General features: G+C 60.3%; 19 protein-coding genes. 8 read left to right on the top strand and 11 right to left on the bottom strand.

Annotated features, from left to right (window positions below; all coding sequences use genetic code 11):
• The first annotated feature begins 73 nt into the window (after nt 1-73).
• Complete coding sequence (locus AC07S6_RS17470) at nt 74-829, top strand: methyl-accepting chemotaxis protein (protein ID WP_370706227.1); 756 nt, start codon at nt 74-76, stop codon at nt 827-829.
• Nucleotides 830-964: 135 nt separating this feature from the next.
• On the opposite strand, the gene AC07S6_RS17465 is transcribed toward AC07S6_RS17470, so the two are convergent.
• A complete protein-coding gene (locus AC07S6_RS17465; protein ID WP_020301346.1) occupies nt 965-1,528 on the bottom strand; it encodes an NAD(P)H nitroreductase in 564 nt (187 codons plus the stop codon).
• A gap of 140 nt (nt 1,529-1,668) precedes the next feature.
• Here AC07S6_RS17465 and AC07S6_RS17460 point away from each other — a divergent pair, with 140 nt between their 5' ends.
• Genes AC07S6_RS17460 through AC07S6_RS17450 form a run of 3 tightly spaced genes read left to right on the top strand, consistent with a single transcriptional unit; the run spans nt 1,669 to nt 5,304 of the window.
• On the top strand, nt 1,669-3,108 hold the full coding sequence (locus tag AC07S6_RS17460; RefSeq protein WP_495112684.1) for a di-heme oxidoreductase family protein: 1,440 nt from the start codon (nt 1,669-1,671) through the stop codon (nt 3,106-3,108).
• A gap of 31 nt (nt 3,109-3,139) precedes the next feature.
• The gene (locus AC07S6_RS17455) at nt 3,140-4,204 is read left to right on the top strand and encodes an imelysin family protein (protein ID WP_054918348.1); all 1,065 of its coding nucleotides are present in this window, start codon (nt 3,140-3,142) and stop codon (nt 4,202-4,204) included.
• Between the two features lie 2 nt (nt 4,205-4,206).
• The gene (locus AC07S6_RS17450; protein ID WP_495112725.1) at nt 4,207-5,304 is read left to right on the top strand and encodes a DUF1513 domain-containing protein; all 1,098 of its coding nucleotides are present in this window, start codon (nt 4,207-4,209) and stop codon (nt 5,302-5,304) included.
• 125 nt (nt 5,305-5,429) lie between these two features.
• Here AC07S6_RS17450 and AC07S6_RS17445 read toward each other — a convergent pair whose 3' ends face one another.
• The 5 genes from AC07S6_RS17445 to colR form a co-directional block, all read right to left on the bottom strand.
• Nucleotides 5,430-5,657, bottom strand: a complete 228-nt coding sequence (locus tag AC07S6_RS17445) for a hypothetical protein (protein ID WP_003193932.1) — start codon at nt 5,655-5,657, stop codon at nt 5,430-5,432.
• The gene (locus AC07S6_RS17440) at nt 5,654-6,373 is read right to left on the bottom strand and encodes a lipopolysaccharide kinase InaA family protein (protein WP_014719763.1); all 720 of its coding nucleotides are present in this window, start codon (nt 6,371-6,373) and stop codon (nt 5,654-5,656) included. The genes AC07S6_RS17445 and AC07S6_RS17440 overlap by 4 nt, the downstream gene beginning before the upstream one ends.
• A 4-nt stretch (nt 6,374-6,377) precedes the next feature.
• Nucleotides 6,378-7,058 carry a class I SAM-dependent methyltransferase gene (locus tag AC07S6_RS17435; protein ID WP_034128620.1) on the bottom strand — a complete coding sequence of 227 codons (681 nt, stop codon included), beginning with the start codon at nt 7,056-7,058 and terminating at the stop codon, nt 6,378-6,380.
• Nucleotides 7,059-7,246: 188 nt separating this feature from the next.
• The gene (locus AC07S6_RS17430; protein WP_019817331.1) at nt 7,247-8,527 is read right to left on the bottom strand and encodes a sensor histidine kinase; all 1,281 of its coding nucleotides are present in this window, start codon (nt 8,525-8,527) and stop codon (nt 7,247-7,249) included.
• Complete coding sequence (colR, locus tag AC07S6_RS17425; RefSeq protein WP_003193936.1) at nt 8,517-9,200, bottom strand: two-component system response regulator ColR; 684 nt, start codon at nt 9,198-9,200, stop codon at nt 8,517-8,519. The genes AC07S6_RS17430 and colR overlap by 11 nt, the downstream gene beginning before the upstream one ends.
• A gap of 201 nt (nt 9,201-9,401) precedes the next feature.
• On the opposite strand from colR, the gene AC07S6_RS17420 reads away from it, so the two are divergent.
• On the top strand, nt 9,402-11,351 hold the full coding sequence (locus tag AC07S6_RS17420; protein ID WP_495112683.1) for an LTA synthase family protein: 1,950 nt from the start codon (nt 9,402-9,404) through the stop codon (nt 11,349-11,351).
• Nucleotides 11,352-11,401: 50 nt separating this feature from the next.
• The gene (locus AC07S6_RS17415; RefSeq protein WP_038451393.1) at nt 11,402-12,127 is read left to right on the top strand and encodes a phosphatase PAP2 family protein; all 726 of its coding nucleotides are present in this window, start codon (nt 11,402-11,404) and stop codon (nt 12,125-12,127) included.
• Nucleotides 12,128-12,531: 404 nt separating this feature from the next.
• On the opposite strand, the gene groL is transcribed toward AC07S6_RS17415, so the two are convergent.
• The 5 genes from groL to AC07S6_RS17390 form a co-directional block, all read right to left on the bottom strand.
• Nucleotides 12,532-14,178: a chaperonin GroEL gene (groL, locus tag AC07S6_RS17410; protein ID WP_014719767.1), complete on the bottom strand. Its 1,647-nt coding sequence runs from the start codon at nt 14,176-14,178 to the stop codon at nt 12,532-12,534.
• 50 nt (nt 14,179-14,228) lie between these two features.
• Complete coding sequence (locus AC07S6_RS17405; RefSeq protein ID WP_003193940.1) at nt 14,229-14,522, bottom strand: co-chaperone GroES; 294 nt, start codon at nt 14,520-14,522, stop codon at nt 14,229-14,231.
• Between the two features lie 247 nt (nt 14,523-14,769).
• Nucleotides 14,770-15,246: an FxsA family protein gene (locus AC07S6_RS17400; RefSeq protein ID WP_003193941.1), complete on the bottom strand. Its 477-nt coding sequence runs from the start codon at nt 15,244-15,246 to the stop codon at nt 14,770-14,772.
• A gap of 66 nt (nt 15,247-15,312) precedes the next feature.
• Entirely contained in the window at nt 15,313-16,044 is a 732-nt protein-coding gene (locus AC07S6_RS17395) for a HugZ family pyridoxamine 5'-phosphate oxidase (protein ID WP_495112682.1), read from the bottom strand.
• Between the two features lie 102 nt (nt 16,045-16,146).
• Nucleotides 16,147-17,154 carry a DUF481 domain-containing protein gene (locus AC07S6_RS17390; RefSeq protein ID WP_034128627.1) on the bottom strand — a complete coding sequence of 336 codons (1,008 nt, stop codon included), beginning with the start codon at nt 17,152-17,154 and terminating at the stop codon, nt 16,147-16,149.
• A 194-nt stretch (nt 17,155-17,348) separates the two neighbouring features.
• On the opposite strand from AC07S6_RS17390, the gene AC07S6_RS17385 reads away from it, so the two are divergent.
• Together AC07S6_RS17385 and AC07S6_RS17380 are read left to right on the top strand one after the other, a co-directional pair.
• A complete protein-coding gene (locus AC07S6_RS17385) occupies nt 17,349-17,663 on the top strand; it encodes an MGMT family protein (protein ID WP_054897670.1) in 315 nt (104 codons plus the stop codon).
• 43 nt (nt 17,664-17,706) lie between these two features.
• On the top strand, nt 17,707-19,239 hold the full coding sequence (locus AC07S6_RS17380; protein ID WP_014719771.1) for an AmpG family muropeptide MFS transporter: 1,533 nt from the start codon (nt 17,707-17,709) through the stop codon (nt 19,237-19,239).
• Nucleotides 19,240-19,305: the final 66 nt, after the last annotated feature.

The raw sequence follows: 19,305 nt of genomic DNA, 5'->3' as shown, positions 1-19,305 counted from the left end.
CAAGCAAAGCATTACCGAAGCCCGCGGGACGGCCGATCAGTCGTCCGCCATTGCGCGCCAGACCAGCGAAGGCATGCAGGTGCAGTTCCGTGAAATCGACCAGGTCGCCACCGCGTCGAACGAAATGAGCGCCACCGCCCACGACGTGGCCAACAGCGCCTCCAATGCCGCCAGCGCGGCACGCGGCGCCGACCAGTCGGCTCGCGAAGGCATGTCGATCATCGAGCAGAGCACCCGCGATATCACCACCCTGGCCGACGAAGTCAGCAAAGCCGTGGGCGAAGTCGAAGCCCTGGCGGTCAACAGCGAGCAAATCGGTTCAGTGCTGGAGGTGATCCGCAGCATTGCCGAACAGACCAACCTGCTGGCATTGAACGCGGCGATTGAAGCGGCGCGCGCCGGGGAAAGCGGACGTGGTTTTGCGGTGGTGGCCGACGAGGTGCGCAACCTGGCCAAACGCACCCAGGACTCGGTGGAAGAAATCCGCCTGGTGATCGAGCGTATCCAGAGCGGCACCCGTGGCGTCGTGGCGACCATGCACTCCAGCCAGCACCAGGCGCAGAGCAATGCCGGGCAGATCCATCAAGCCGTGCAAGCCCTGGGCAAGATCAGCGACGCGGTCACCGTGATCAGCGACATGAACCTGCAAATCGCCAGCGCGGCCGAACAGCAGAGCGCGGTGGCCGAAGAGGTCAACCGCAACGTCTCGGCGATTCGTACCGTGACTGAAACCCTCACGGGTCAGGCCACCGAGTCGGCGGCGATCAGCAGCCAGCTCAATGCGCTGGCCAGCCAGCAGATGAAGTTGATGGATCAGTTCAGGGTCTGACTCGGTTCTGAAAACACTAAACATCTGGGCGGGAGCCGGGCTCGCCCGCGATGCAGACAACTCGGTGTATCTGTGAAACCGAGTCGATGCCATCGCAGGCAAGCCAGCTCTCACATAGAGCAGAACAGCGGTGAATTACCGGCCGGGCCAGGCCTGGACGAACGGCGCCAGGTCTTCCTTCGGCGCCGTACGCGGTGGGTTCTGCGGTGTGCCCAGGTAGAGAAAGCCAATCACTTCTTCATTCGCCGCCAACCCCAGGCCTTTGGCGACATGGGCCGAGTAGGACAATTCGCCAGTACGCCACACCGCGCCAATACCCTGGGCATACGCCGCCAGCAGAATGCCGTGGGCCGCACAGGCGGCGGCCAGCAATTGCTCGGACTTGGGCACTTTGAAATGCTCTTGCAAGCGTGCAATCACCACCACCACCAGCGGCGCACGCAGCGGGCCGTTCTGGGCTTTATCGATGGCGGCTTGCGGTGCGTCGGCGTCTTGCAGGCGGGCGGCTTCGGCCAACAGCGTGCCCATCTGTTCACGCGCTGCACCTTCCACGGTGAGGAAACGCCACGGGCGCAGTTGACCATGGTCGGGCGCGCGCATGGCGGCGGCGAACAGCAGGTCGCGCTGCTCCTGGGTCGGTGCCGGGTCGAGCAAACGGGGCACGGAAACACGGTTGAGCAAAGCGTCGAGAGCCTGCATTGGCCACCTCCATAAAAAAATGTGCAGCCATTCTAGCGGGAAAGAATCGGGATGCCACCAAACGATAATTGCTCTTATTCAATCTGCCCTGCCCTGTTAGACTTTGCGCCTTAATTTTCTGCCCTCGTCCAGGAATCTCGATGTTCCGTGCGCTTTTGTACCTGCCTGCAGCGTTGATGGCTTTAAGCCTGACTGCTTGCGATGACGCCCCTCGCTTCACGAAAGCAGAGCCGGGTGAATCGCGGGCCGGTGGCGCGGCGACGGTAAACAAGCGCGACCAGAACGCCTTTTCCCTGCCCTCGGCCAACCTCGCGCCCACGCGGCGCCTGGACTTCAGCGTCGGCAACAGTTTCTTTCGCAACCCGTGGGTGATTGCGCCGTCCACCACCACGGCGCGCGATGGCCTGGGCCCACTGTTCAATACCAACGCCTGCCAGAACTGTCATATCAAGGATGGCCGTGGCCACCCGCCGCTGCCCGACGCGTCCAATGCCGTGTCGATGCTGGTGCGCCTGTCCATCCATCCCTCTATTACAGAGCAGCCCGCCTACGCCAAGCTCATCGAACAGATCGGCGTGGTACCCGAGCCGGTCTACGGCGGGCAACTCCAGGACATGGCGGTGCCCGGCGTTGCGCCGGAAGGCAAGGTGCGGGTCGACTACACACCGGTCAACGTCAGGTTCAAGGACGGCACGCTCGTTGAATTACGCAAGCCCGACCTGCAGATCACCCAACTCGGCTACGGCCCGATGCACCCCGACACACGCTTCTCGGCGCGTATCGCCCCGCCGATGATCGGCCTGGGCCTGCTCGAAGCGATCGGCGATGCCGATATCCTGCGCAACACCGACTCCAAGACCGCCGACAAAGAGGCCATCCTGGGCCGCGCCAATTGGGTCTGGGATGACGCTCAGGCCAAAACTGTCCTCGGGCGTTTTGGCTGGAAAGCCGGGCAGCCCAACCTCAATCAACAAAACGTTCACGCGTTTTCTGGTGATATGGGCCTCACCACGTCCCTGAGACCCTTCGATGACTGCACCGACGCCCAAGTGGCCTGCAAACAGGCGCCCAACGGCAATGGCCCGCAGGGTGAACCGGAAGTCAGCGATAACATCCTGCGCCTGGTGCTGTTCTACACCCGCAACCTCGCGGTGCCCGCACGTCGGGACGTTGATACGCCGCAAGTGCTGGCCGGCAAGAACCTGTTCTACCAGGCCGGTTGCCAAGGCTGTCACAAGCCCAGCTTCACCACCGCCGCCAATGCAGCCGAACCTGAACTGGCCAACCAGGTGATTCGCCCCTACAGCGACCTGCTGCTGCACGATATGGGCGAAGGCCTGGCCGACAACCGTAGCGAATTCAAAGCCACCGGCCGCGACTGGCGCACCCCGCCGCTGTGGGGTATCGGCCTGACGCAAACCGTGAGTGGTCACACCCAGTTCCTGCATGACGGCCGCGCCCGCAACCTGCTTGAAGCCGTGCTGTGGCATGGCGGTGAAGCTCAAGCGGCGCAGCAACATGTGTTGTCGTTCAATGCCGAGCAGCGTGCCGCGTTGCTGGCGTTCCTGAATTCTTTATAAGCTTTGCCCCACTTACAGAAGGGAGCTCGACATGTTTCGTCCCAAGTTGTTGTTCACCAGCCTCGCCGCCCTGGCCTTGGGCGCCTGCTCGCCCCAAGACCCGCAAGCAGTGACCTCGGCAGCCATCGCCAAGCAAGTGATCCTGCCGACCTACAGCCGTTGGGTTGAGGCCGACCGTCAGTTGGCCGTCAGCGCCCTGGCCTACTGCCAAGGCAAGGAAAGCCTGGACACCGCCCGCGCTGACTTCCTGCACGCACAAAAAGCCTGGGCCGAGCTACAACCGCTGCTGATCGGCCCGCTGGCCGAAGGCAACCGGGCGTGGCAGGTGCAGTTCTGGCCAGACAAGAAGAACCTGGTCGGCCGCCAGGTCGAGCAACTGGTCAGCGCCCAGCCGCAGATCGACGCCGCGGCCCTGGCGAAATCCAGCGTGGTGGTGCAGGGCCTGTCGGCCTACGAATACATCCTCTACGACGCCAAGCCCGACGTCGCCGACGAAGCCCAGAAAGCCCGCTATTGCCCGTTGCTGATGGCTATCGGCGAGCGCCAGAAACTCCTGGCCGAAGAGATCCTGGCCAGCTGGAACAGCACCGACGGCATGCTCGCGCAAATGACCAAGTTTCCGAACCAGCGCTACGCTGATTCCCACGAAGCCATCGCCGATCTGCTGCGCGTGCAAGTGACCGCCCTGGACACCCTGAAGAAAAAACTCGGCACCCCAATGGGCCGCCAGACCAAGGGCATCCCGCAACCGTTCCAGGCCGATGCCTGGCGCAGCCAGTCGTCCCTGCAGAGCCTGGAAGCCAGCCTCGCCGCAGCGCAGACCGTGTGGGTGGGCGTCGATAACAAAGGCCTGCGTGGCCTGCTGCCGGCGGACCAGAAGCCCCTGGCCGAGAAAATCGACGCCGCCTACGCAGCGTCGCTGAAACTGTTCGCCAGCAACCAGCGCACCCTCAACGAACTGTTGAACGACGACGCCGGGCGCCAGCAACTCAACGACATCTACGACAGCCTCAACGTAGTCCATCGCCTGCATGAAGGTGAACTGGCCAAGGCGCTGGGCGTACAACTGGGCTTTAACGCCAACGACGGTGACTGATGATGCTCAGGCGACAGGCTTTGGCGGTGGGCAGCGTGCTGCTCAGCGCTATCACCTTGGGTGGCTGGACGCTGTTCAAGCACAAAGACAAAGGCCCGCTGCTGCTGTCGGCCCGCGATGATGCCGACGGCAAGCACTACGCTGTCGGCTATCGCCTGGACGGCAAGCCGGTATTTGCCACCCAGGTCGGCCAGCGCTGCCATGACATCATCAACCACCCAACGTTGCCGATTGCGCTGTTCGTGGCCCGTCGACCGGGCACCGAGAGTTACCTGATCAACCTGCGCGATGGCAGGCTGCTGCAAACCCTCACCTCCAACGCCAACCGCCATTTCTATGGGCATGCGGTGATCCACAAGAGCGGCGACTGGCTGTACGCCACCGAGAACGACACTTCCGACCCTGGCCGCGGCCTGTTGGGTGTGTATAAGTTTGAAGGTGAGCGGCTGGTGCACAGCGGCGAGATCTCTACCCACGGCATCGGCCCGCATCAGGTCTCGTGGATGCCCGACGGCGAGACGCTGATCGTGGCCAACGGTGGCATTCGCACCGAAGCCGAAAGCCGGGTAGAAATGAACCTCAACGCCATGGAGCCGAGCCTGGTGTTGATGCGCCGTGACGGCAGCCTGATCAGCAAGGAAACCCTGGCCCAGCAGATGAACAGCGTGCGGCACATGGGCATCGCCAGCGATGGCACCATCCTCACGGGGCAACAGTTCATGGGCCCGTCCCAGGAGCGTTCCGAGTTGCTGGCGATCAAGCGCCCGGGGCAGCCGTTCGTGGCGTTCCCAGTGGCGGATGAACAGTTGCAGGCGATGGGGCATTACACCGCCAGCGTGGCGGTGCACAGCGAACTGCGCCTGGTGGCGTTGACGGCACCTCGTGGCAATCGCTTTTTTATCTGGGACATGGACACCGCCGAACTGCGCCTGGATGGGCCCTTGCCTGACTGTGCGGGGGTGGGTGCGGTGGCGGATGGGTTTGTCGTGACATCAGGACAGGGGCGGTGCCGCTTCTATGATTGCCGCCAGGAAAAGTTACTGGCAACACCACTGGAGTTACCGGCGGGGTTCTGGGATAACCACCTGCACTTGGTCTAAAGACCGACGACATCAAATGTGGGAGCGGGCTTGATCGTTCCCACGCTCTGCGTGGGAATGATCATGCCTGGCGCACCATAAAAAAAGGGCCTCGCATGGCAAGGCCCTTTTCGGGGTCAATCGTTTCAACTTTGCGGCCTCATCGCTTGAGACATGCCGAACATGAATAACAGCAATTCATGGTCGGGCTTGGCCGCCACACTCGTCTTGGCAATGCGTGGCAGCAGGCATTGCCCGCCACCGTCTACCGCACTCAACACTTGTGTACGAGGTTGTTCCCATACCGCCAGGGCCAGGGCTGCAACACCCAATGCCCCGACCAGAAACAAACCTCGTGCGATTTCTAGCTTCATCTGGTTAAACCCTTGATAGCGCTGCCAAACGCCGTCTCGTAAAAGTAGCTGAGTTTTTTCCAGTCGGTATCATTCCACGACGAATGGCGACGCAATTGCAGCATGTCGTGGGACGCGGCCCGATAAGCGGTCAGGCGCTGGCGGCATTTCTCAAAGTCCAGCAGGGCCACTTCCACCGTCGCCGCATCAGGCTCACCGGTCACCCGCACGAAAATGTGCTTGATATACAGGCAACCGTGTTGCCAGCGGCCTTTGTGCATACGGGCCAAGGTGCCGGCCAACTCTTGCAGCAGGCGCTCGTGGACCGCCTCGCCATACTGTTCGCGGCCACCGGCGGCGTACCAGTTTTCAATCTCGTCGAAACCGTCCAGGGACGCGGTGACCAACAGGGCTTTCCATTGGTGCTCCGGGTCGCGACGTGCTTCGCAAAACACCAGTTCCGGCACACGCACATCCAGCAAACGCAGACCTTTGAGGGCATCACGCTCACGCAGCACGGTCGGACGCCCAAAGGGGTGCAGCCAGCTGCGGTAAATGTGGCCGGTCTGGCGCTTGCAATAGAGCAAACGGCCATTAGGGCTCATCACCCGTTGCACGCCACTTTCACCACCACGTCGGCGGTTGGGTTCTTCAACCCATTCACCCTGTTGACGCCAGAAAAAATCAAATCGTTCTTCGGGAGCTACATGACTGCCTACTACGCACTCAACTGCCATCCTGTTACCTCTTGCGCAATACATACACTCGCCACATGGCGTAGAGCGGTATGAAGTCCAGGGATTCCTGAACACGGAAACCGGCCTGCTCGAATTCTGCCTCGACAGTAGCAGCCGGTAACACAAACCGGTTTTGGTAACCTTCTTGCTCACCTTTTCTGCGACGACGCACTTCGCTGCGCTTGCGCTTCCAGGCCTTGAAATTACCGTCTACCCACAGCGAAATAATCACGCTGTCGCGGGTAACACGTTGAAACTCGCGCAATATTGTCAGCCTGTGCTCTGGCTCACCGATGTGGTGCATCAAGCGCATGCAGAAAATACTGTCGACGGAGTTATCTGGCAAATCGATATCAAAGGCAGACGTCTGCAAAGGGCGTACCCGTTTCACCACCTCTGCCGGTTGCGCAGCGGTGGCGATCTTCAACATCGACGCCGAATTGTCAGCTCCGATAATCACACGGTTGGGTTTTTCGGCCAGCAACGGCCAGAAACGTCCAGCGCCACACGGCAGGTCCAACACCAGGCCCGGCTCACCGGCCATGGCCAGCGCACCGCGCGCCAACTGCTCGTCGCGTTTGTGGGACAACCGGCGAGCCAGATTGTCCTGATGCTTGAGCAAATATTTCTGCGCGTGTTGATCGTCGTACTTGTCAGAAAATTCCAGCTTGATCGGGGAAGGCATCTTACGTCTCCAGTAACTGATGCCTACGACCTTAAGCAGCGAACTGTGATCAACAGGTCAACTCGTTGTGAAAATCTTGTCCTGTCCAATTGCATACATTTCAAGACTTTACAGAAACATTCAGTAGCACCGGGCCATCTTCGCCGAAAAGCACGCAGTCTGCATCAGCAAAACGACAGACTGAATGGTCAGGTTTTGACTGGGCTGAGCTCCACGTGAAAACGGCAGCCATTGGGCTCCATAGTGCTCAGGCTCACGCTCCAGCCCTGGCTTTCGCAGATCCGCTGCACCAGTGAGAGCCCAAGGCCAAGGCCCTCGCCACGCTTCTCGCTACCGCGCACGAACGGTTCGAACATCGCTTCGCGCTTCTCTTCGGGGATCCCCACACCGGAGTCCTCCACCGTGAAACCACTGGGCTCCAGGGTCAGGCGGATAAACCCGTGCTCGGTGTAATGCAGTGCGTTGCGCAGCAGGTTGCCCATCACCGCATGCAAGAAGGTGGTGTTGTAGCGGGTGTCCAGGGGGTTACCCGGCAGGTAGATCAACGCCAGGCCTTTTTTCTCGATGGGCTCGCGCCAGATACCGAGCAGGTCTTCGGCCACCTGGGTGAGGTTGCCTTGGGGTGAACTGGCAGCGTCGTCGTGTTTGGCGCGGGCCAGCATCAGGAAGGTTTGCACCAGCTCGCGCATTTCTTCACAGGCACGGGCTATGCGCTCTACCTGGTTGCGACCACGTTGATCGATGGCCGGGTTTTCGCGCAACAGTTCGCAGGAACTCGCCAGGACCATCAAGGGCGTGCGCAACTCATGGCTCACATCGCTGGTAAACAATTGCTCACGTGACAGCGCCTGGCGTAAACGCCCCAAGGTGGCGTCGAACGCTACCGCCAGTTCGCCCACTTCATCGGCGGCGTAATCCGGCGCCAGGGGCGGTGCCAGGCCCAACAGTTGGTCACGATGACGGACCTGGCGGGCCAGGCGTACCACCGGCGCCATCACCTTGCGGGCCAGCACCCAGCCGAGGAACGCCGCCAGCGCCAGGCTGAGTACGAACCCCACCAGCACCACCGCAAACAGCACACGCTCACGTTCTTCGAAATCGCTCTGGTCTTGCAGCAACACATAACGTCGGCCATCGACCACTTCAACCATGGCGTGGTACGACAGCGCCTCGCGAAACACCTCATGAAACCCCGGGTCAAGATGGCGCAGGTCCTTGGGCAGTTCAAAATCGCCACGCCCGCCGCTGAAATAGAACAGCTGGTCCGGCTCCGGCCGATGGTTCCAGTCTTCGACGCTGTCCATCAACAGCAGGCGTTGCAAGTCGCCGCCCAAGCCCGCCGAGATCAACTTCTCTTCCACCAGGTGCACGGTCGCAATGATGCCGATGGCGAAGGCCCCCGCCACCAACGCACTCATCAAGGCGAAGGCGATGATGATCCGTTGGGCAAGGCTTTGCTTAAACTCCATCACGACCCTCGGCCAGGCGATAACCCACACCATGCACCGTTTGCAGCAATGGCTTGGCGAAGGGTTTGTCGATCACTTGGCGCAATTGGTGAACATGGCTGCGCAGGCTGTCGCTGTCCGGGCAGTCGTCTCCCCACAGGGCTTCTTCGAGAACTTCCCGACGCAGAACGTGCGGGCTTTTCTGCATCAGCACGGCGAGCAGTTTCAGACCCACGGGGTTGAGCTTGAGCAGGCGCCCTTCGCGGGTGACTTCCAGCGTATCGAGGTCGTAGTTCAGGTCACCCACTTGCAGGGCACGACGCCCGCCACCCTGGGCACGGCGCAACACCGCTTCGATACGCGCAGCCAGTTCCGACAAGGCGAAGGGTTTGAGCAGGTAGTCATCGGCGCCAGACTTGAAGCCCTGCAGCCGGTCGTCCAGTTGGTCGCGAGCGGTAAGCATGATTACCGGAGTGTCACGGCGCGCGTCTTCGCGCAGTCGCTTGCACAGGGTGTAGCCATCGATGCCGGGCAACATGATGTCGAGCACGATCAGGTCGTAATGCTCGGTGGCCGCCAGGTGCAGGCCCGACAAACCGTCCTGCGCACAGTCCACTGTGTAGCCTTTGAGCCCCAGGTAATCGGCCAGGTTGGCGAGGATATCGCGGTTGTCTTCAACCAATAGAATTCGCATGGGCAGTGTCTCCGTACGCGGTAACGGCCGTGTTGGCTCGCGCAGCTTAAGGCCAAGCGGGGCTCAGGGATAGAGCGCAGAGCCCCGCTGATAAAGGTTTTCAACTGTTTGCGAAGCCGAACAAGTTTTTCACTATAGCTTCACAAACTGACTACAGCCTCAGGAAGAAGATCGCCCCCCATTGATCTAAGGAACATAGACATGGTTTTTTTCAAAACTGCACCAATGCGCTATTTGTTGTTGATTACCGGTACCTGGTTACTGGTTTTCCTGCTTACCCGCAGTGTGCTGCTCATCACTCACCTGGATGAAGTCGGCGGCAACCTGCTGCCGGTGTTTGGCGTAGGTGTGCTCTACGACCTGGCCTTCCTCGCCTACGCAGCCTTGCCGCTTGGCCTGTATTTGCTGCTCTGCCCGCCAGCCCTGTGGCGCCGCCGTGGCCATCGCTGGTTCCTGCAAGCGGTGCTGACCGTCAGCCTGTTCGCCATGCTGTTCACCTCGGTGGCCGAATGGTTGTTCTGGGATGAGTTTGGCGTGCGCTTCAACTTTATCGCTGTCGATTACCTGGTGTACTCCGATGAGGTACTGAACAACCTGCTGGAGTCTTACCCGATCGGCAAGCTGCTGAGCCTGCTGGCGATGCTTGCACTGATTCTGAGCGTGGCTCTGCGCAAGCCCTTCAATGCCGCGATGGCAGCGCCCTTGCCTGCGCTGCGTGGCCGTTTGGTCAACGCCCTGGGCCTGCTGGTGCTCGCCGGCCTCAGCCTGCAACTGGTCAGCCAGGACAGCCCACGTACCCAAGGCGGCAACGCGTACAACAACGAATTGGCCAGCAACGGGCCTTATCAGTTCTTCGCCGCCTTCCGTAACAACGAACTGGATTACACCCAGTTCTACAAAAGCCTGCCGACCGACGTCGTCGCCAAGCAGTTGCGCGCCGAACTGAGTGAGCCCAACGCCCGCTTTATCGACCCGGACCCGCTGGATATTCGCCGTGCCATCACCAACCCCGGCACACTGCGCAAGCCCAACATCGTACTGGTGACCATCGAGAGTTTCAGCGCCAAGTACATGGGCAGCAATGGCGATGCGCGCAACCTCACGCCCAATCTGGATGCATTGCGCCAACAGAGCCTGTACTTCAATAACTTCTACGCCACCGGTACGCGCACCGACCGAGGCCTGGAAGCCATTACCCTGGCAGTCCCGCCGACGCCGGGACGTTCGATCGTCAAGCGCATCGGCCGCGAAAGCGGGTTCGCCAGCCTGGGGCAACAGCTCTCGGCCATCGGTTATGACAGCGTATTTGTCTACGGCGGGCGCGGTTACTTCGACAATATGAACGCGTTCTTCAGCGGCAACGGTTATCGGGTGGTGGACCAGAGCAGCGTGCCCGAAGCAGAAATCTCATTCAAAAACGCCTGGGGCATGGCCGACGAAGACCTGTTCAAACAGACCTTGAAACTGGCCGACGCCGACTACGCCAAGCAGCAGCCGTTCTTGCTGCAACTGATGACCACCTCCAACCATCGCCCTTATACCTACCCGGACGGGCGTATCGATATCAAGTCCGGCAAGGGCCGCGACGGCGCGGTGAAATACACCGACTACGCCATCGGCCAGTTCCTCGCAGCTGCACGCCAGAAGCCGTGGTTCGATAACACGATCTTCGTGTTCGTCGCCGACCACACGGCCGGCAGCGCGGGCAAGGAAGACCTGCCTATCACCAACTACCAGATACCGCTGTTTATCTACGCGCCCAAGCTGATCGACGCACGGGAATCCGCCCAACTGGCCAGCCAGATCGACCTGGCGCCGACCTTGCTGGGCCTGCTCAACCTGAGCTACGAATCAACATTCTTTGGCCGCAACCTGCTGCAAGACAACCCATTGCCTGCACGGGTAGTGGTGGGCAATTACCAGCACCTGGGTCTGTTCGATGGCAAGGACCTGGCAATCCTCAGCCCGCGCCAAGGCTTGCGTCGCCACGACCAGGCCCTGGGCGAGAGCCAGGAGCTGCGCGTTGGTAGCGATGACCCCTTGATTCAACGGGCGATCACCTACTACCAGGCCGCCAGTTATGACTACAAACAGCAACTGCTGAGCTGGAAAGCGCCCAAGGAAGAGGCTCCAGTCTTAAGCAAACGCTAATCAAAAAGCCCCGTGCAGGTGAGCACGGGGCTTTTCTACCAAGGTTCGTGATGAAATCCCCCTCCTCTTTACCGGTTTCCAAACCGCTTGATTTTTGGTTGTGCCTGGGCCTGCCTGCCAGCGCTGCGGTGGCCTTGCTGTTGCTTGAACTGACGTCACTGGACATGGACCTGGCCAGGCATTTCTACAGCGCAGAGGCTGGCGGCTTCATTGGCCGCTATAGCTTCTTCCTTGAAGACATCCTGCATGACCGTGCCAAGCAACTGGTGATCCTGTTTTCGGTGCTGGCGATTCTGGGCCTGGTCGGCAGCTTCATCCTGCAGCGGCTCAAGCCGTACCGCCGTGAACTGGTGTGCCTGGTGCTGTCGCTGGGAATGGCGACGGCGTTCGTGTCGCCATTGAAAACCATCACCGCCGTGCAATGCCCCTGGAGCCTCAAGGAGTTCGGCGGCCAGGAAACCTACAGCGAACTGCTCAGCCCGCGCCCGCCGACCGATAAACCCGGCCGCTGCTGGCCCGGCGGGCATGCCGCCACCGGGTTTGCCTTGTTCGCCTGGTTCTTCGCGCTGCGGGATCGACGGCCACGGCTGGCGCGCTACGCGTTCATCTTTGCTGTCAGCCTGGGCAGCGTGTTTTCAGTCAGCCGTATGCTGCAAGGGGCGCATTTCTTTTCCCACAATGTGTGGACAGCGATCTTTTGCTGGCTGATCTGCCTGGGGCTGTATTGCTTGTTGCTGTATCGGCCTTCACGGCAAGCCGTAATGCCGGTCAGTTAAGCGAATGCAACGAAGATCAAATGTGGGAGCTGGCTTGCCTGCGATTGGCCATAAGTATCGACACAACTTTGCAGCGGTCGACGGCAACTACAACCTCGATAACCACGCTGGCCGAACGCAGGCTTGAACTCCTGGCTAACCCGGCAGGATGCCGGGTTAGCCGCCGTCAGGGCGGACCCTAGATGGCCGTTGCCTGACTAACGGATATGAACGCGCTCTGATCCAACATTCCTGCAGGCTGGCAGGCCGTCTTCGCAGGCAAGCCAGCTCCCACATTTTGACCGCCGCGCATCAGTTAGATAAGCCTGGCTGTCAGGCCGCCGTCGGGTGGGCACAGCCGTGCATAAAAAAGCCCCGCCTGCATCACTGCAGGCGGGGCTTTTTATAGCGCCGGGTAGGCTGGCTTACATCATGCCGCCCATGCCACCCATGCCGCCCATGTCTGGCATACCGCCGCCAGCCGAGCCTTCTTTCTTCGGTGCTTCAGCGATCGCAGCTTCGGTGGTCAGGATCAGACCGCCGATGGAGGATGCTGCTTGCAGCGCGGAACGAGTCACCTTGGTTGGATCCAGGATGCCCATTTCGATCATGTCGCCGTACACGCCAGTCGCAGCGTTGTAACCGTAGTTACCTTTGCCGTTCTTGACTTCGTTGACCACAACGCTTGGCTCGTCGCCGGAGTTGGCAGCGATCTGGCGCAGCGGTGCTTCAACGGCACGACGCAGTACAGCGATACCGACGTTCTGGTCAGCGTTGTCGCCGGTCAGCTCAGTCAGGGCTTCCAGAGCACGGATCAGCGCAACGCCACCGCCAGGTACCACGCCTTCTTCAACGGCTGCACGGGTTGCGTGCAGGGCGTCTTCAACGCGGGCCTTCTTCTCTTTCATTTCAACTTCGGAGCCAGCGCCAACCTTGATCACTGCAACACCGCCAGACAGCTTGGCCAGGCGCTCTTGCAGTTTTTCACGGTCGTAGTCCGAGGAAGTCTCGGCAACCTGGGCACGGATCTGAGCGATACGGGACTCGATGTCGCCTTCAACGCCAGCACCGTCAACGATGATGGTGTTTTCCTTGGACAGGGTCACGCGCTTGGCGCTACCCAGGTTTTCCAGGGTGGCGCTTTCCAGGCTCAGGCCGATCTCTTCGGAGATAACGGTACCGCCGGTCAGAACGGCGATGTCCTGCAGCATGGCCTTGCGACGGTCGCCGAAGCCTGGCGCCTTGACGGCTGCAACCTTGACGATGCCACGCATGTTGTTCACAACCAGAGTCGCCAGGGCTTCGCCTTCAACGTCTTCAGCCACGATCAGCAGTGGGCGGCCGGCTTTGGCAACGGCTTCCAGCACTGGCAGCATTTCGCGGATGTTGGAGATCTTTTTGTCGACCAGCAGGATCAGCGGGCTGTCCAGCTCGGCAACCATGGTGTCCGGCTTGTTGACGAAGTACGGGGACAGGTAGCCACGGTCGAACTGCATGCCTTCTACAACCGACAGTTCGTTTTCCAGGCCCGAGCCTTCTTCAACGGTGATCACGCCTTCTTTACCGACTTTTTCCATGGCTTCGGCAATGATGTCGCCGATGGAGCTGTCGGAGTTGGCGGAGATGGTGCCTACCTGAGCGATGGCCTTGGTGTCGGCGCATGGCTTGGACAGGTTCTTCAGCTCTTTGACGATGGCGATGGTCGCCTTGTCGATGCCGCGCTTGAGGTCCATCGGGTTCATGCCGGCAGCAACGGCCTTCAGGCCTTCGTTGACGATCGACTGAGCCAGTACGGTTGCGGTGGTAGTACCGTCACCTGCGTCATCGTTGGCACGGGAGGCAACGTCTTTGACCAGCTGCGCGCCCATGTTTTCGAAACGGTCTTCCAGTTCGATTTCTTTGGCGACGGAAACGCCGTCCTTGGTGATGGTCGGAGCGCCGAAGCTCTTCTCGATGATCACGTTACGGCCTTTCGGGCCCAAGGTCGCTTTTACTGCGTCAGCCAGTACGTTGACGCCAGTGAGCATTTTCTTGCGGGCGGAGTCGCCGAATTTAACTTCTTTAGCAGCCATGATCGATATTCCTTAAATACTTTGTAGTAACGGGAAAATGAGCGAGGAAATCAGTCTTCCAGAACGGCGAGAATTTCGTTCTCAGCCATTACCAGCAGGTCTTCGCCGTCTACTTTCACAGTGTTGCTGCCGGAGTAAGGGCCGAAAACAACCTTGTCACCCACTTTCACGGCCAGTGCGCGTACATCACCGTTCTCCAGGGTTTTGCCTGGGCCAGCAGCGACGATCACACCGTGGTTGGCTTTTTCAGCAGCCGAACCTGGCAGAACGATCCCGCCAGCGGTTTTCTTTTCTTCTTCGCTGCGACGGATTACGACGCGGTCGTGCAGAGGACGAAGCTTCATTGTCGATCTCTCCTAATTGTGTTTTTCATCGGCCGGTATCAATTCCGGCGGGTTAAATTCCGGCGGTGCCGGTCGCGGCTCGCGGGGCGAGACGCGGAAGTCTGTCTGATGTCACCACCAGAAACCTTGCGGTGACCGTTACATAAGGGCGCCCAGGCTTATTACAAGGGGCCGGGGATGAAATTTTTTGTGTCGGCTCAAGGGTAAATGCAACACGGCACCCGAAGGTGCCGTGCCAGTGAAGCGGTTACTTAGGGTCGCGGTGTTCGAACTCGCCTTCGATCACATCACCTTCACGCCCCAGGGGTTGGCGTGGAGCCGGGCCACCACGGGGTTGCAGGTCGTCGGCGAACGCACGCTGGCGCATCGCCGCCTCTTCAGCACGCTGGCGCATTTTGCCGGCCAGCAGCTTGCGGGTGAACGGCAGCAACAGCACCAGGCCGAGCACGTCGCTGATAAAACCCGGCAGGATCAGCAGGCCACCGGCCAGGGCCATCATCAGGCCCTCAAGCATGGTCTGGGCCGGCAGTTCGCCGCGGTTCAGGCTTTCACGGGCACGCAGCGCGGTCGCCAGGCCGGCGACACGCAGCACCAGGACGCCGAGCATGGAGCCTACGATGATCAGCAACAGCGCCGGGAAAAACCCGATCGCACCGCTGACTTTAACGAATACGAACAGCTCCAACACCGGGAACAGCAGAAAGAGCAATAAAAAAGGGCGCATCAAATGGTTCCTCAACGCAAGAATGCCTTGCCAGTCCACCTTAGATGACGTCGCCGTTGTGTAAATTCAAGCGTCAACCGTGGTTTTTTTCGGCCACACCTCGGCGTGAGCCAATGAAACCAGGGCTTCGCGTACTTGTGTCGGTGTGTTGCAAGGCGTCTCGAAAGGCAACCAGTGCAAGGATTGGCCGATACGCAAGTGCATGCCTTCGCTGTCGATGCCGGCCAGCTGTGCTGGCTCGCTGGTCGGCAAACCGCCGAGGTCGACGTAATGGGCGATGGCCTTGGCGTGATCGCTGTTCATGTGCTCGATCATGCTGCGCTCGGCCTTGCCCGCAAACGGGTTGGCCAAGGTCAACTGGTCGACCCAATGGATTGCGCCAAACCCACCGATATAACGGTGGCGCACCGGCTTGAGCACCCAGAAATCGAAATCGTGGGCCTTGTGGTAGTTGGCCGAATCAGGGAAGTAGCGGTAGTAGCGCTCGGCCGCAGCTTCGATGGCGGCGGGGTCTTCCAGCTTCTCGGCTTCGGCCAGGTAAGTCAGGCGCCCCAAGGCTTGCACATCATCGGCCTCACGCTCACCCACCAACAGCGAACACTTGGGATCTTTTTGCAGGTTATGGGTGTGCTGGGCAATGCGGCTGATCAGGATCAGCGGGCGGCCCTGCTCGTCCAGGCAGTAGGGCACCACCGAGCCAAAGGGAAAGCCGGGCATGGCTTTGGACTGTGTGGCGAGCGCCCCACGGTATTCCTTGAGCAACAGCTCTCGGGCGTTCTTGGCAACCTGCGTGCTCAATAGATGACTCCTCGGGTGTTCCGCCGCCCATGGCATATGGGAATGGATCTCAACACAAGGTAATCAATATCTGCGCAGGTTGCCAGAGTGGCCGACGCCGGTTTACCAGGCCACGCCGAAGCCTGCGGTGTAACGGGTCTTGCTCAAGCTGCTGTCGGAGTCGCCGCTGATGACGTCACGCTCGGCCTTGAGATTGAGGGACGCCCATTCGGTGACTTTGTAGCGCAGGCCCATCTCGGCATCCAGGGAGTAATCGGCCGGACCGTCCAGAGGCTTGCCCAATTCGCCGTTGGTGAAGAACTCAACGGTCTTGCCCACCAGGTAGCGGTTGTAGTTCCACTTCATGGCCAGAGAGTAAAAGTTGTCCTTGCCGCCGTCGGCATATTCGTAATCGGTGCGGTTGACCAGCGAACCGAGGGAGAACGCGCCCAGCTCATCATCCCAGAACTGGTAGCCCGGGCCGGTACCCACGGTGCGCTGGCGCGCCAGGTCTTCGACCTTGTCGCGCTTGTAGGTCAGGCGCCCCTGCCAGAACCAGTGCTCGGTAATAAAGCGGTCCAGGTCGTATTCCAGGGCCCAGTTGTCGGTGGTGGTGACGTCGTCCTGGAACTCGCGGTTGTATTCGCCCTTGCCCGTATGACGCCACTGGCCGTGACGGGCCGAGGTCTTGAAGTCGATGTCGTAGTCGTTGGTGTCTTTGTCCGCGCGCTTGTAGTCCAGCGCCAGGTCGACATTACCCTTCCACACCAGGTCTTCGATCACGGGCTTGGGCTTCATGATCTGTTGGATACTTGCCAGTTCCACCGTCTTGGGCGCCTCGCCATTGGCCAGCACCACCTTGCCGTCATCCGATGCCTGCAAGGACTTGGCCTTTTCACCGCTGTAGGCGTCCTGCTTGACCAGCAGCTCCTGGTCACTTTCCAGGGTTTTGACCTGTTTCCAGTCCACCGGAATGGAGCCTGCGTAGTCGGTTTGGATCAGCAACTTGCCACCGTCGAAGACTTTGATCTTGCCGGTGAGCCGGTCACCGTTTTTCAACCAGACGGTATCGGCGAGCAAGGGCGTGGAAGCACTGAAAACAGCAAGGCACAACAGGGTTCTGGACAACATAAGCAAGTACGGGACTCGGGGTTGGCGAAAATAAGGGGCGTTATAGTGTTACATGGCTAGAACTGACTCAAGGATTTATATTGAGTTCAATACTCAGCGTCATGTTTACAGACGTTTCTGACAAAACAACGACGATCTCAACGGATATACCCACAGTGATCCTACCCGCCGATACGCCACAAAGCCCCGCCGAGATGCGCCGCACCGCACTCTACCTGACGTTGTCGCAGGTGCCCGAAGGCTGCGTGGTGAGTTACGGCGAGCTGGCCCACCTGGCCGGTTTGGGGCGGGCTGCCCGCTGGGTCGGGCGCACCCTGAGCCAGTTGCCGCAAGACACGCGGTTGCCCTGGCATCGGGTGCTGGCTGCCGGTGGTCGGATAAGTTTGCCGGTGGGCAGTGCCTCGGGTGACGAACAACGTGCGCGTTTACGTAGCGAAGGCGTCACCATCCTGAACAATCGTGTTGATATTCAGCGTCATGGCTGGCGCCCGGTAGAGCACAGCGGTTAGAGTGCGCGCTTTGTTTCCGCAAATCTGAGGCAGACTCCAGCCCATGCCCCGTAAAACCTGGCGCGCCGCGCTCGCCGCCTATGCCAGCCCTTCGACGTTAGTGCTGTTGTTGCTCGGTTTCGCCGCCGGCATGCCTTACATGTTGGTGTTTTCGACGCTTTCGGTGTGGCTGCGTGAAGCCGGTGTGGCTCGCGAGACCATTGGCTATGCGAGCTTGATCGGCCTGGCCTACGCCTTCAAATGGGTCTGGTCGCCGCTGCTCGACCAATGGCGCCTGCCGTTGCTTGGCAAACTGGGGCGTCGTCGCTCCTGGCTGGTGCTGGCCCAGTCGCTGGTGATCCTCGGATTGATCGGCATGGGCTTTTGTGACCCGCAAAAACACCTGTCCTGGTTGATCGCCATCGCGGTGATCGTCGCCTTCGCGTCGGCCACCCAAGATATCGCCGTGGATGCCTACCGCCTGGAAATCGCCGACGACAGCCGTCAGGCCGCCCTGGCGGCAAGCTACATGTCCGGTTATCGCATCGCCGCCCTGCTGGCCACCGCCGGTGCGCTGTTCTTTGCCGAAGGCTTTGGCTCCACCGGCTTCAACTATAAACACTCGGCCTGGACCGGCACCTATGTGTTGTTCGGCGTGTTGATGGTGCCGGCGTTGCTCACCACCTTCCTCATGCGTGAACCTGATGTGCCACTGCGCACCCAGTTGCAGGCCGGACGCTACAGTTTCATGCACCAGTTGGTGTCGGTGTTTGTGCTGATCGTGCTGTTGGTCTCAGTGCCGGCGATGTTCACCCAGTTGTACAACACCGACTTCGCCAGCGTGCTGTTCCAGGGCGTGAGTTTGTGGGAACTGCTGATGGAAGACCGCGCGTTCCTGCGCGCCATCCTCTATATCATCCTCACTACCCTGTGCCTTTCAGCCATGGGCCGCCGGGGCCTGGCGCCCGTGCTCACGCCGGTCAACGACTTTATCCTGCGCTACCGTTGGCAGGCGCTGCTGCTGCTCGGGCTGATTGCCACCTATCGCATGTCCGACACGGTGATGGGCGTCATGGCCAACGTGTTCTATATCGACCAGGGCTTCACCAAGGACCAGATCGCCGGGGTGAGCAAGATCTTCGGCCTGATCATGACCCTGCTCGGCGCCGGCATGGGCGGCCTGTTGATCGTGCGGTTCGGGATACTGCCGATCCTGTTCATCGGCGGCGTGGCCTCGGCCGGTACCAACCTGCTGTTCGTGATGCTCGCCGACATGGGCCCCGACCTGCAGATGTTGATCGTGACCATCTCCCTGGACAACTTCAGTTCGGGCATGGCCACTTCGGCGTTCGTGGCGTACCTGTCGAGCCTCACCAACCTCAAGTTCTCCGCCACCCAATATGCGCTGCTCAGTTCGATCATGCTGTTGCTGCCGCGTTTGATCGGCGGCTATTCAGGGGTGATGGTGGAGAAGTTCGGTTACCACAACTTCTTTATGATCACCTGCCTGCTGGGTGTGCCGACGCTGCTCCTGATTGCGTTGCATTGGTTCCAGGAGAACCGCCGCGCCCGACTGAATCCCCCGCCGGAAGACTGACACGACTCAGTCAATGTGGGAGCTGGCTTGCCTGCGATAGCGGTGGTGAACCCAGCGCCGCTATCG

This window comes from Pseudomonas sp. GW821-FHT07B01, from assembly GCF_059419065.1.
This window is presented reverse-complemented; position numbering and strand designations above follow the sequence as displayed.

Excerpts from the sequence above, each read along its gene's own strand:
- AC07S6_RS17430 (WP_019817331.1), bottom strand. The coding sequence starts at position 8,527 with ATGGAGTTTAAGCAAAGCCTTGCCCAACGGATCATCATCGCCTTCGCC.
- AC07S6_RS17405 (WP_003193940.1), bottom strand. The coding sequence starts at position 14,522 with ATGAAGCTTCGTCCTCTGCACGACCGCGTCGTAATCCGTCGCAGCGAA.
- AC07S6_RS17390 (WP_034128627.1), bottom strand. The coding sequence starts at position 17,154 with ATGTTGTCCAGAACCCTGTTGTGCCTTGCTGTTTTCAGTGCTTCCACG.
- AC07S6_RS17420 (WP_495112683.1), top strand. The coding sequence starts at position 9,402 with ATGGTTTTTTTCAAAACTGCACCAATGCGCTATTTGTTGTTGATTACC.
- colR (WP_003193936.1), bottom strand. The coding sequence starts at position 9,200 with ATGCGAATTCTATTGGTTGAAGACAACCGCGATATCCTCGCCAACCTG.
- AC07S6_RS17385 (WP_054897670.1), top strand. The coding sequence starts at position 17,349 with ATGCGCCGCACCGCACTCTACCTGACGTTGTCGCAGGTGCCCGAAGGC.
- AC07S6_RS17415 (WP_038451393.1), top strand. The coding sequence starts at position 11,402 with ATGAAATCCCCCTCCTCTTTACCGGTTTCCAAACCGCTTGATTTTTGG.
- AC07S6_RS17460 (WP_495112684.1), top strand. The coding sequence starts at position 1,669 with ATGTTCCGTGCGCTTTTGTACCTGCCTGCAGCGTTGATGGCTTTAAGC.
- AC07S6_RS17435 (WP_034128620.1), bottom strand. The coding sequence starts at position 7,058 with ATGCCTTCCCCGATCAAGCTGGAATTTTCTGACAAGTACGACGATCAA.
- AC07S6_RS17400 (WP_003193941.1), bottom strand. The coding sequence starts at position 15,246 with ATGCGCCCTTTTTTATTGCTCTTTCTGCTGTTCCCGGTGTTGGAGCTG.
- AC07S6_RS17380 (WP_014719771.1), top strand. The coding sequence starts at position 17,707 with ATGCCCCGTAAAACCTGGCGCGCCGCGCTCGCCGCCTATGCCAGCCCT.
- AC07S6_RS17445 (WP_003193932.1), bottom strand. The coding sequence starts at position 5,657 with ATGAAGCTAGAAATCGCACGAGGTTTGTTTCTGGTCGGGGCATTGGGT.
- AC07S6_RS17470 (WP_370706227.1), top strand. The coding sequence starts at position 74 with ATGCAGGTGCAGTTCCGTGAAATCGACCAGGTCGCCACCGCGTCGAAC.
- AC07S6_RS17440 (WP_014719763.1), bottom strand. The coding sequence starts at position 6,373 with ATGGCAGTTGAGTGCGTAGTAGGCAGTCATGTAGCTCCCGAAGAACGA.
- AC07S6_RS17465 (WP_020301346.1), bottom strand. The coding sequence starts at position 1,528 with ATGCAGGCTCTCGACGCTTTGCTCAACCGTGTTTCCGTGCCCCGTTTG.
- AC07S6_RS17450 (WP_495112725.1), top strand. The coding sequence starts at position 4,207 with ATGCTCAGGCGACAGGCTTTGGCGGTGGGCAGCGTGCTGCTCAGCGCT.
- groL (WP_014719767.1), bottom strand. The coding sequence starts at position 14,178 with ATGGCTGCTAAAGAAGTTAAATTCGGCGACTCCGCCCGCAAGAAAATG.
- AC07S6_RS17455 (WP_054918348.1), top strand. The coding sequence starts at position 3,140 with ATGTTTCGTCCCAAGTTGTTGTTCACCAGCCTCGCCGCCCTGGCCTTG.